This is a genomic window from Corynebacterium sp. sy039 (assembly GCF_007904105.1).
GTDB lineage: Bacteria > Actinomycetota > Actinomycetes > Mycobacteriales > Mycobacteriaceae > Corynebacterium.
On the sequence record NZ_CP042325.1, the window covers coordinates 1,080,560 to 1,092,792 of the forward strand.

General features: G+C 44.1%; 10 protein-coding genes and 1 tRNA gene. 5 read left to right on the top strand and 6 right to left on the bottom strand.

Going from position 1 to position 12,233, the window contains the following annotated elements; all coding sequences use genetic code 11:
• Positions 1-406: 406 nt before the first annotated feature.
• A tRNA-Pro gene (locus FQV43_RS04900) sits at positions 407-480 on the bottom strand.
• A gap of 163 nt (positions 481-643) precedes the next feature.
• Positions 644-1,834 carry an alpha/beta fold hydrolase gene (locus FQV43_RS04905; RefSeq protein ID WP_144272853.1) on the bottom strand — a complete coding sequence of 397 codons (1,191 nt, stop codon included), beginning with the start codon at positions 1,832-1,834 and terminating at the stop codon, positions 644-646.
• Positions 1,835-2,017: 183 nt separating this feature from the next.
• On the opposite strand from FQV43_RS04905, the gene secA2 reads away from it, so the two are divergent.
• The 5 genes from secA2 to FQV43_RS04930 all read left to right on the top strand — a co-directional run bounded on the left by secA2 (position 2,018) and on the right by FQV43_RS04930 (position 7,369).
• Positions 2,018-4,312: an accessory Sec system translocase SecA2 gene (gene secA2, locus FQV43_RS04910; RefSeq protein ID WP_146339231.1), complete on the top strand. Its 2,295-nt coding sequence runs from the start codon at positions 2,018-2,020 to the stop codon at positions 4,310-4,312.
• A 334-nt stretch (positions 4,313-4,646) separates the two neighbouring features.
• A complete protein-coding gene (odhI, locus tag FQV43_RS04915) occupies positions 4,647-5,075 on the top strand; it encodes an oxoglutarate dehydrogenase inhibitor Odhl (RefSeq protein ID WP_144272855.1) in 429 nt (142 codons plus the stop codon).
• A 108-nt stretch (positions 5,076-5,183) separates the two neighbouring features.
• Positions 5,184-5,912, top strand: a complete 729-nt coding sequence (locus FQV43_RS04920) for a MerR family transcriptional regulator (protein ID WP_146339233.1) — start codon at positions 5,184-5,186, stop codon at positions 5,910-5,912.
• 59 nt (positions 5,913-5,971) lie between these two features.
• Positions 5,972-6,556, top strand: coding sequence for a bifunctional nuclease family protein (locus FQV43_RS04925; RefSeq protein ID WP_146339235.1), 585 nt, complete (start codon positions 5,972-5,974; stop codon positions 6,554-6,556).
• A 264-nt stretch (positions 6,557-6,820) separates the two neighbouring features.
• On the top strand, positions 6,821-7,369 hold the full coding sequence (locus tag FQV43_RS04930; protein ID WP_146339237.1) for a MerR family transcriptional regulator: 549 nt from the start codon (positions 6,821-6,823) through the stop codon (positions 7,367-7,369).
• 51 nt (positions 7,370-7,420) lie between these two features.
• Here FQV43_RS04930 and FQV43_RS04935 read toward each other — a convergent pair whose 3' ends face one another.
• The 4 genes from FQV43_RS04935 to FQV43_RS04950 form a co-directional block, all read right to left on the bottom strand.
• Positions 7,421-8,296, bottom strand: coding sequence for a 3-methyladenine DNA glycosylase (locus FQV43_RS04935; RefSeq protein WP_146339239.1), 876 nt, complete (start codon positions 8,294-8,296; stop codon positions 7,421-7,423).
• 1 nt (position 8,297) lies between these two features.
• A complete protein-coding gene (locus FQV43_RS04940; protein ID WP_144272859.1) occupies positions 8,298-9,353 on the bottom strand; it encodes a hemolysin family protein in 1,056 nt (351 codons plus the stop codon).
• The gene (locus FQV43_RS04945; protein ID WP_146339241.1) at positions 9,353-10,774 is read right to left on the bottom strand and encodes a hemolysin family protein; all 1,422 of its coding nucleotides are present in this window, start codon (positions 10,772-10,774) and stop codon (positions 9,353-9,355) included. Before FQV43_RS04945 ends, FQV43_RS04940 begins: the two co-directional genes overlap by 1 nt.
• A 79-nt stretch (positions 10,775-10,853) precedes the next feature.
• On the bottom strand, positions 10,854-12,218 hold the full coding sequence (locus FQV43_RS04950) for a DEAD/DEAH box helicase (protein WP_146339243.1): 1,365 nt from the start codon (positions 12,216-12,218) through the stop codon (positions 10,854-10,856).
• Positions 12,219-12,233: the final 15 nt, after the last annotated feature.

Here is a 12,233-nt window from a genome sequence, read left to right on the forward strand (position 1 = left end):
TAATATGCGTATATTTATTTGATTGCAACGGCTAGATAACGATTTATTAGGATTTTCTCAGAAATGTCATGTGTGTAACGGATTTCGTGCACCAAATATCTTCCCAAACAGTTTTGTGAGTTCCAAGAATAAGGGCGGAGTGATAGGGGGACCTAGCTGTATTGATTCTCAAGGCCTAGCCAAGATTGTGGTGGCAAACCTCTGATATACGCCAGAGGGTTTAATAATGGTGCTTCACCATATGGGATTTTATTTCACCTTTTTGGGGGTGTTATGAAAATGTTACATAATTATCCATAGAACATCTACAACACTCAGTACAGAGTGAAAAGATATATACATAAATTTCCCACAAAAGAAAAACTAAACAGTGGTTATAGCACACTATAACCACTCGAATAACTTGTCGGAATGACAGGATTTGAACCTGCGACCCCTTGACCCCCAGTCAAGTGCGCTACCAAACTGCGCCACATCCCGATGGCACCGTCATAAATGTTTCACATACGCTGAACCAGATATACAGATATATCAGTGAGTCTGTGATTATTGACGACGAACCTAGCCTACAACAGTCAGTGCTCATTGAACTAATCAGCTGGTTGTTTCTACTATCCAGTGCATACAATGAGCCACTAGAAAGCTACTTCTTTATTTCATCCTGGATCATAGTATTGCCCGAAAGCATATCCTGTACCTCATTATGCGAAGCAGCTGTAAGCAATTCCTGCCGTTGTTCATCAGTCAATTGACCAATCAGAGTGATTTCTCGTCGCAAGTGTACTTTGTTGTCACTGCTGAGTGTACGCGAAACACTTACCTGTACATCATCTAAGCCAGTGATTTTTCCTTCCCGTGCAGCATGACGAATAGCCTGGCTAGTTGCTGCTGCCAAAGCCGAGACAATGAGCGAAGTAGGGCTATAGCCTAGGTTTTTTCCACCTTGAGCTTTTTCTTTATCCGTTTCCAGCATACGAGTACCAGTACGGATAATATCTGTGTATTTTCCGGCCTTCGTTGAAGTAGCAATGGCAACACCTTCAGGAATGACATCGCTGTTGTATTCGGTATTTTCTGGAACGATATGCTGCTTAACCCAGGTATAAATCATTTTTGCAGCTTCTTGCGCAGCACCAGGGCGAGTCACCAAATGATCTACCTTATGGAGGCTAATAAGTGATTTAGGGTAACGAGTCAGCGTGTAAATTTTAATGGCATTGTCGATTCCCACTGTTTGATCAATAGGGGAATGCATCACAAGGAGTGGCTTTCTTAGTTTCGGCAGATAGCTTTCGACGTTTGTCTCTGCAAGATCTTCCAGGTATTCACGAGACATGACAATCTCACGACCGCCAAGGTTGAGTGTTACTGAACCTGCTTCATCGACTTCTCCGATACGGTCAGCAAAGTGCAACACTGCGTGAGCAGGATCAAATGGAGCACCAATGGTAGCTATTGCTTTGAGATTTTTGATTTTTGTTGCAGCTTTCAAGGACGCAGCGCCGCCAAGGGAATGTCCAACGAGTAACTGTGGCGCTGAGTAATGCTGCGTAAGCCAGTTGTTTGCAGCAATAATATCTTCGACGTTTTCGCTGAAAGATGTTTCGGCAAAATTTCCTTCTGATTGTCCAAGACCTGGAAAGTCAAAGCGCAAGCACGCAATACCCATTTGTGCTAGTTGTTTGGAGGTTCGGGCAGCAGCTGGGGTAAAACGTGATCCGACGAAGCAATGAGCAAAAATGGCAAAGGCTTCTGGCTCAGTATCAGGCATATCGAGTGTTCCAGCCATCTGATATCCCTTGCTAGAAGGTACCTTTACACTTATTGAATGCACTATTTTCTTCTTTCGTAGTTTCTAAAGGTTTATGAGGTGAAATACCTATTAGTCTAGGCAGTTCAACTTGTTTCTGCACTGTTTAGAAATGTTTACTTAATTAAGCTCTTGCTATAGTTGCAATGTATCTCACAGTGAGAAAAATGAATGTGAAACAAATGCAAATTAAGGTATGGAATCTATATGGCTGGATTTGATTGGTTCTGGAAAACGATGGGCGCGCGCTCAGGAAGGAACCAAAAGCGTAGTCTTTCCATCGTGGCTCAGGCCCAGTCACGACGCAGCAGCTTAGAAACATTAAGTGACCAGCAATTACGTGCACAGGCTCACGAATGTATCGCCGGAGATAAACTTATTGATCCAGCACAATTCCTGGCTTTATTATCTATTGCGTCACAGCGCACTTTGTCCCTTGTGCCTTTCGACGTCCAACTGCAGGCTGTTTTGAGATTGCTTGAGGGAGATGTAATCCAAATGGCAACAGGCGAAGGAAAGACTCTCGTAGGTGCTATGGCCAATACTGGTTTTGCCTTGATGAATAAACGAGTACATTCAATCACTGTCAATAATTACTTGGCACAGCGTGACGCCACATGGGTAGGTCCGTTAGCGCAATTCTTTGGTTGCAGCGTAGCAGCTATCAGTGAAGAAATGGACGAGCAGCAGCGTCGTAAAGCATATACTGCAGATATTGTTTATGCATCAGTCAATGAAATAGGTTTTGACGTCTTGCGTGATCAATTGATTTATAGTCGCAGCGATGCCATACAACATGGTGCCGATATTGCATTGGTTGATGAGGCAGACTCAGTTTTAGTTGACGAAGCATTAGTACCTCTTGTTTTAGCAGGCAGTGAGGATGACCATGCACCTCAGGAAAAAATTACTAACGCGGTACGTGCCCTCAAAGAGAAAATTCATTTCGATGTTGATGAGGATCGTCGCAATGTATTTCTTAATGAGCAGGGAGCAAAGCTCATAGAGCGTAATTTGGGCATCGAAAATCTTTATGACGAACAACACGTCGGTACAACATTAGTTCAGGTTAATTTAGCACTACATGCGCATGCCTTATTGATTAAAGACGTACATTATATCGTGCGTGATGGGAAAATAGCTCTTGTTGATTCTTCCAAGGGACGAGTTGCTGATTTACAGCGTTGGCCTGATGGTATCCAAGCGGCGGTAGAGGCGAAAGAAGGACTAAATATTAGCCAGCGTGGCAAAGTGCTCGACACAATCACGATTCAAGCATTAATGAATCGCTATGGCACAGTTTGTGGTATGACTGGAACCGCAGTAGAAGCAACAGATCAATTACGTCAATTCTATGATTTGCGTGTTTCTGTCATTGAGCGGGCTCAACCTTTAGTACGCATTGATGAACCTGATCGAATATATGCGACGCAAGAGCAAAAAATGCGTGCACTGGTTGCTGAAATTAAACAGATTCATGCCACTGGGCAGCCGATTCTGGTTGGTACGCTCAATGTCGCGCAGTCAGAGGAACTTGCGCAGTTGGTGCGAGAAGCCGGCATAGAGGTAAGTGTGCTCAACGCTAAAAACGATGAGCAAGAGGCACGCATCATTGCTGAGGCTGGTGACCTTGGTCGGGTGACTATCTCAACGCAAATGGCAGGTCGCGGTACTGATATCAGGCTTGGGGGAGCAGATGAAAAAGACTATGATCAGGTAGTTCAGCGTGGAGGTCTCGTAGTCATAGGTACCTCCCGGCATCGTACAGCGCGCTTGGATAATCAATTGCGCGGTCGGGCAGGTAGACAAGGCGATCCAGGTCGTTCCGTATTTTTTCTCAGTCTTGAAGATGATGTTCTCATAAGCGGAGGGGCTGGTGAAGAAATAACAGCATATCCTGATCAAGAAGGAAGAATAGACGCAAAGCGCATCTATGATTGGGTCGAGCATTGTCAACGAGTAACAGAAGGCCAATTGCTGGAAATCCATGCACAGACGTGGCGATATAATAAATTACTTGCTGATCAACGACATATTATTGATCAGCGTCGGAGCAAGCTGCTCGATAGCGATCAAGCATGGGTGGAATTATCGCAACGAGCACCGCAGCGCGCTCAAGAACTGACTGGTCATATCGCGGAAGATGTTTTAGAACAAGCTGCACGAGAAATTATGCTTTTCCACCTTGACCAGTGCTGGAGTGAGCATTTGGCTATGATGAGCGATGTTCGTGAATCGATACATTTGCGTGCTGTTGCGCGAGAAACTCCGATAGATGAATATCACCGAATAGCTGTCCGTGAGTTTAAGAGGCTGGTACACCGTGCAGTCGATGAAGCGGTTGTTACATTCCAAAAAGTGCTTATCGACGAAGATGGAGCGCATTTGGCTGATGTCGGTTTAACTCGGCCATCTGCAACATGGACATATATGGTCAGCGATAATCCTTTATCTACATTTGGTCAATCTTTTGCCAAGAAAATGCGTGAGACATTTCGATGATAAATGTTATTAAAAGTTAATAAATTTGCATAAGTGCTGATAAAAGTATGTAAATCTTTAATTCAAGGAGTGGGTAATAGATGAAAAAGCCTAGACAACTCCCTTTTATTTTTCGCTGAGGAAAATTTTGTCTATCTGTTTCTAAACTAATGGCGCTATGATGGGATTCATAGATTCATCAATATGGTTTTGTGGATTCTTCGCTGAGGTACTCTGAAGCTATCATGTAGATAAAAGTTTTATATGAAGCAGGCTATACTAAGCGAAGAGCTATCTTAACGGGAAAACTTCTCATAACAAGGATCACAAGTCCATATTTGACTAGGAGGTTGGAATGAGTGACAACACTGCTGCACCTGAGGTGCAAGTAGAGACTACATCAGTTTTTCGTGCTGATTTATTAAAGGAAATGGAAAATGGTGCAGCTGCACCAGCTACTGGTGCTAACCTTACCCCTCCTGCTGGTGCAGGCATGCTCGTGGTTAAGCGTGGTCCTAATGCTGGTGCACGTTTTTTGCTTGATCAACCTACTACGACAGCTGGTCGTCATCCCGATAGTGATATTTTCTTAGATGATGTTACTGTTTCTCGTCGGCATGCGGAATTTCGCCTTGAGGATGGAGTATTCCAGGTTGTTGACGTGGGAAGTCTCAATGGAACTTACGTCAATCGTGAGCCACGCAATGCACAACAGCTTTCTACTGGCGACGAGATACAAATCGGTAAGTTTCGTTTAGTTTTTCTAGCTGGTGCTGAAGAATAAACCCCATGAAAATAGAACACTACTGAGTAGTTAGTAGTGTTCTGTTTGTCTTGGCATACACAGAACCTGTCAACCCAAAGATATTCAAGAAAACATCGAGAAAATTTTATGAGTGCGTTACCTTCACATTCTTCCTTGAACAGAAGAACATCATCGACAAAAACTATGTCCATTGGCGTAGTGCTTGAACAACTCAAAAAAGAGTTTCCCGATGTCACAGTATCAAAAATTCGTTTTTTAGAAGCTGAGGGCTTAGTCTCCCCACAGCGTACTTCTTCTGGATACCGACGTTTTACCCAGGCTGATCTTGATCGGTTACGTTTTATTTTAACTACGCAGCGTGATAATTACCTTCCGCTGAAAGTGATCCGTGAGCAGTTGCAAGCTATGGACTCTGGTGCAATTACTCCATTGAGTAGTGCAAAAAGATCAGCAACTGTTGTAGATCCGGAGAATTTTCGGGCTCCAGTAGCCACTCGTCTTACTGATAGTGATATTGCTTCCCAGGCTCAAGTAGATCCATCGCTGGTCACTGAGTACATCGATGCGGGTATCATCGTGCCAGATGCTTCTGGGTTTTTTACTGCAGATGATGTCGCGATTGTCATTACGGCTACTCAGCTAAAAGAATTTGGTTTCGATGTTCGACATCTAAAATCCTTACGCAATACTGCAAGCCGTCAGGCAGATCTTATCGAGCGTGCTCTATTGCCTATGGCTAAAACTAAAGATGGTGGTGCTGAGCGTGCCGAAGAGATGACCCAAGAGATGATGGCTGTTGTGGTGTCGTTGCATACTAATTTCGTTAAATCTCTCTTGCGTAATTCTCGTCGCTAAGCAACTAGGCATGGTAATGCACCATGAGTGTCTAGAAAGATTGGTAGTAAAAACTGATTATGGATTTTGTTGAAGTTGAATACCAGGGAGTGCACTTTCTACCGCCAGAATTAGAGTCTTGTGTACTTTTTCGATGGACACAACGCAACCGCTATCTACCAATATGGATTGCGGCGGAGGACGCTGCCTTTGTTTCACTGCGTGAAGAAGGACAGACCTCTAGAAGGCCGCAGACGCACGATTTGCTTATCGATGCTCTTGACGCGGCGGGTGGTGTCAATGAGATACGCATTATTAGTTATTACCAAGGTGTGTTTATTGCTTCTTTCGTATTGGATAACGGGGAAGAGCTAGATGCGCGTGCAACTGATGCAGTTATTATCTCTCGGTTGCTTGATATTCCCATTCAGGTTTCGCCTGAGGTGCTTGACCAAGCCAGCATCTATGTCTCTGATGATGACTTGCAAGCATATCTTGGCTTAGAACCTCTTATACAGACAGACGACGATACTGCATTGCCAGATAATTCACTGGCAGATGATGATTTTTCTGGTCTCATGGAGAGCATGGGGGTGCGTGAGTCAGATATTTTTGTCGATGATTTTTTTGATATAGATTCTTCTGATCATGAGGATAAGAATTAACGCTTCATGTCTAAAAGTTATTCGCAGTGTTTTTGGAGCTCTTGGCGAAACCGTGATGGAGAGGCATCTTTTTCTGATATAGATGTGAATTATGTGCATATTTGTGACTAAAGATGACAAAGGTGTAATTTCAGTCTAAACTTAAAGTTAAAGTTTAGACTTAGGGTGTGTCGCCAAAGGGAAGGTGGAAAATACTCTAGGCTGAGAAAGCACAAAGATACTATTGCCCGTATAATTGCGAGCAGAGCATGCAGGAGAAAAGCTATGACAGATCAATCATCACAATACTCACTTTTTGATCTAGGGCCAGATGAAGAAGTAGGGTACAGGGTACCAATTGCGTGCCAAGTTGCTGGCATTACTTATCGCCAGCTTGACTACTGGGCACGGACAAACTTAGTGAAACCAAGTATTCGCACTGCTCGTGGTTCAGGTTCACAGCGCCTGTACTCATTCAAGGACATCTTGGTTCTCAAAATCGTTAAGCGCTTATTGGACACTGGCATTTCTCTGCAAAATATACGACTAGCGGTAGAAAAACTTCACGAGCTAGGGGTCAATGATCTAGCGCAGATTACTTTAGTCTCTGATGGGCATACCGTTTACGAATGCCGCTTTCCCGAAGACGTTTTTGATTTGCTTGGTGGCGGTCAGGGCGTATTTGGAATTGCCGTACCTGGAATTGTCAAAGAACTCACCGGTACTATCTCATCCTTCCCAGCAGAACGCATTGATGATTATGCTGCAGAGAATCACTCCGTGATTGGATTTGATGACGAACTTGCACTTCGTCGTCAGCGCAAGAGCTCCTGATTAAGTTTTTCTTTTTTCTTGCGTGGTCAAAACTTTAATTACCATCGATGATTATTTGTTTGTAGAGATACTGAGACAAAAATCATCGATTATTTTTATAATTCTCTCGCGCAGTTGATTTGCCCGTACCGCCAGTTCACGCTGTCGACGCACATAGTGTGCCTTTCCTTCGGCAGTTTCTATGGCCACCACTCCTAGACCATAATCTCGACAATCATAAGGACTGGCTTCCATATCAAGTACACGGGCATCCCATGCTAAAGAAAAAGCATCAAGCCACAATGAACCTGGTATCAGTGGTTGTAATTTTGTTGCCCACTTGTAGATATCCATATTGGCGTGCAAACAACCACATTGGTCTTGCTGTGGCTGTTTTTCTCTGGTCAATATGGTGAAATTCAACGGGCGAGCAGGTGGCGTAAAAAATCGAAAAGCATCAAAATGCGTGCAGCGCAGAGTATTATTTTCTACAACCTCATTTGTACCTGCAGCACCAAGGCGAAGTGGAAGCTCATGCCTGGTGGAGTTTGCTTGATAGACCATTGCCCACTCATGCAACCCGAAACAGTCGAAATGAGCTGGATTAGTATTCGTTTTTGCTAATAGCTCTCGAATATACTTGATAGTTTTGTGGCGCTGTGCCCATAAGCTCTGGCTATCTATGCTGGTGACTTCTTTGCTGACGTGATAGAACTTCCAATCCTTATGTGGTGGCAAACCAGATAGAGCAACACCAAATCCTGGATGCCACTTATGTAAATGCGCAATGCGAACAGGATAATACTCAAACAAGAAATCATATACAGGGTGGTGCTTACCAGCACGTCGTCTAGCAAGGTGATCTTTTGTAAAAGAATCAGTACGTCTGTGATGCTGCTCCATGCTTTCTTGCCATTGTTGCTCAGACAATACAGTGAAATCCATCATGCTACGTGTGTTGTCCATGAGTCCAGTCGGAAAAGGTACCTACATATTCCTCGATAAGATCTTCGAGAGTAATGACACCAAGTAACTCTCCACGATCCCGCACTTGAGCCATATGCGCTGATTTACGATGCATGAGATGCAATGCCTCTTCAAGTGATCCAGAAGCATCAACTATCGACAGTGGTCTGATTTCTGAGCGGTGGACTAATTGATCTGGTTGCGTATCCTCAAGACGATCTAGCACATCCTTTACATGGATATACCCCATGTAAGATCCATCCTTTGCTTTTACCGGAAAGCGGGAGAAACCTGTTTCTGCGACAGCCGTTTCGACGTCACTCAACCGAGATCCTCTACCAGTAAAATCAAGGGTACGCACTTTATCAAGCGGAATCATTACTTCGGTGACGGAACGAGATTCTGAAGTTAAGGCCTTACGAAGTCGGATGGTTTCTTCCGCATCCAATAATCCCTCACTACGAGATTCTGCAATCATACTTGCCAATTGCGTTTGATTTACTGTGGCGTCCAATTCATCTTTTTGCTCTATATTGAACATCCGCAACGTAATACGTGCAATCCAGTTCAACAATTCCACAATAGGACGAGAAATTTGCATGAACGCAAGCAAAGGCGGGGTTAGCCAAAGCGCAAGAATCTCCGGTCCAGCTAGTGCTATATTCTTGGGAACCATCTCGCCAAGTAATATGTGCAAAAAGGTAATGATTGCTAGCGCAATAACAAAGGAAAACGGATGAAGTAAATGATCGGCCAAGCCAAGAGCCTGAAAAGGTTTTTCAATGTAATGAGCGATAGCTGGTTCAGCAACTTTACCAAGAATCAATGAAGCAATGGTGATACCTAGTTGGCATGCTGCCAATAGCACTGACAAATTTTCTATCGCATAAAGAACTCGCTGTGCACGCCTATTTCCTTGAGCGATAAGGTTTTCGATGCGATCCCTGCGTGAGGAGATTAATGCAAATTCGGAAGCAACAAAAAAGGCATTAGCTAGCAGTAGAACGATGATTAACAACGTGGTGGTTATAACAGACACTATGTATTCTCCCGTGATTTCTTTGCCGCCGACGCAGTGATGTTCTGTAAAACGGCATGAGCCTCTGCATCAGAAACAGGTGAGAGAATAACTGTATCGACGCGTCTATCTTCCATGGCAGCGACTTTTGCTAACCATTGACTATTACTTGGTTCGGAATCTGGCAAGAAAGAAGTATCATTATGTGGCAGTAATAGTTCATCACCAGTAGCAGGTATGCGTCCTAGCTGTGCCATAACCAGACCGCCAAGAGTTTCATAAGGACCTTGAGGGGCGCTATAACCAATTTTTTCTTCTAGTTCATCTAGTCGGACAAGCCCAGAAACAGACCAGCTACTGCCAAACTTGTGAAAGTCGCGTTCTGCTTCGGCATCATCGTGTTCGTCATAGACTTCACCGAGTATCTCCTCGACTACATCTTCGATGGTAATCAACCCAGCAGTGCCACCATATTCATCTGCAACTAAGATGATTTGGGAACCAGTTGAACGTACTGTATCGAGTACCGAATCACCGTCTAAAGATGCTGGTACAACAGGAATGGGGCGCGCTAATTCTTTGAGCTGTGTTTTATCTCGATCCTCTTTGGGCACAGAAAAAGCGTCCTTATAATGAACAACTCCAACAGTGTCATCAAGATCACCGCGGATAATAGGAAAACGTGAATGTCCTGTTTCGATGGTACGAGTAATAAGATCTGTGACAGTGCTTTCAGCAGCAAGCGATTCCACAGTAGACCGCGGAGTCATGAGTTCTTCAGCGGTGCTATTACCAAATTTCAAGGATCGGTCAAGCATAAGTGCAGTAGTTTTTTCTAGACCGCCTGTTTTAGCTGAATTCCGTACTAATGCAGTTAATTCTTGTGTGGAACGTGCACTGGCGAGCTCCTCAGATGGTTCAATCCCCATCTTTCGGACGACTCGGTTAGCTGTACTATTAAGCAATTTGATGAAACCACTGAAACAGGCATTAAAGAAATTAACTGGTCCAATAACAATACGAGCAGTGTCCATGGGATTGGTGATAGCGATGTTTTTTGGGACTAACTCACCAAAAACCATGGATAGGGTAGTAGCAACGATAAGAGCTAAGACTAAAGCAATAGATGTAGTTGCGCTTTGCGGAATATGAAGTAGCTCGAGCAAAGGACCAAAGTAACTAGCTAGAATTGGCTCAGCTAGATAGCCGGTGGCTAGGGTAGTGATAGTGATACCAAGTTGTGCGCCTGAAAGTACAAAAGAGAGATTATGAAAAGCATTCTTGACTTTTTGAGCAGATTTATCGTTGCGTTGAGCTATATCGTCATCAATGGTGGAACGCTCCAAACCCGTTAGAGCGAATTCGACGGCAACAAATAAACCGGTACTTGCGGTGAGCAAAATAAAACCGACAAGCGAGATAATACTGATAACAATGTCCATATTAGAAGCAACTACGCGACGTCAGTTGCAATACCTTCTCTTTCTGTTTTCTCAATGACAGGCGGCATAGACATAACAATTATTTTCCATGCTTCTTAGTAGAACTATAGCGGTTTTTCTTTTTGGATGATTTTTTATATGAACTGCGTCCATAAACATTTCTTGGATTTTTATCATATCCATTGCCAGAAATTGGGCGCCCATTCTTTTTTCCTGAGTCATTTTCTGGAAGTACTAGTGGGGCTAGTGCTTTTCCGCTAGGAGCACGAGCACCTGCTATATGTCGTAGCACGCTAGAATGCTCGTCGACAGTATGCTCTTCAGGGTTGCACTGTGCTTGTCGAAAAAGCTGCATGAATCGATTATGCTGCTGCGTTAAGGCAAGAGTGATAACAGTTCCACTTGCCCCCGCCCGAGCTGTTCTACCTGAACGATGTATATATGCTTTGTGATCAGCTGGAATGTCTGCATGAACAACTAGATCTATTGCAGAAATATCGATGCCACGCGCAGCGACATCAGTAGCTACTAAGACTGATATCCTTCCGCTGCTGAATTCTTCGAGGATATACTCGCGCATGCGCTGTCCTTTGCCACCATGCAGGGCAGCTGCATGTATTCCTTTTTCCCTCAATTGCAGCGTGTACCGATCCACTGCGATTTTTGTACCCGCAAATACTATTGTTCTGCCGCGGCGTGCTGCAATATGGGCAAGTACAGCGTCGCGTGTACTGATATTTTCTACGAAAAAGCAATAATCCTTGCGCGGTAAGGTGTGCGTGGTATTCGCCGCAGCATCGACTACTGAATGAATGACGGGATCAACCATAAACTGTGCTACCAGCTTATCGACGTCTGAGTCAAGAGTTGCAGAGAAAAGTAGGCGCTGGGTGGTGGGCTCAGTGAGGGACAGAATTTTTTGTACCTGTGGGAAAAACCCTAAATCTGCCATCTGGTCGGCTTCATCTAATACGCTAACCTGAACTTGATCCAAAAAAAGTTCTTTCTGCTTCATCAAGTCGAGTACACGTCCAGGAGTTGCGATGAGAACATCGACTGGAGCTGCCAGGGAGCGGATATGATTTTTGATTGCTACACCGCCAACAACATGCAAAATTCGCAGTCCCAGCACTGCCGCATAGTCAGCAAGTGTTTCATAGATTTGGGTAGCCAGTTCACGGGTTGGTGCTAAGACTAAACCACGAGGATGATGCGTTTGCGATATACCACCTTTGGCAATGTTCTCTAATAACGGCAACCCAAAAGCTAAGGTTTTTCCAGAGCCAGTAGGAGCACGCCCTAATACATCTCTTTTGGATAAAATATCTGGAATAACCGCTGCTTGAATGGGAAAAGCAGCAGTAATACCTTGTTTTTTAAGTTGCTGCAGAAGTGGAGTGGATAGCCCCATTTCTGCAAAGTCAGAGGTGGTGTTGACACTCATACCGAAGTTTTTAAT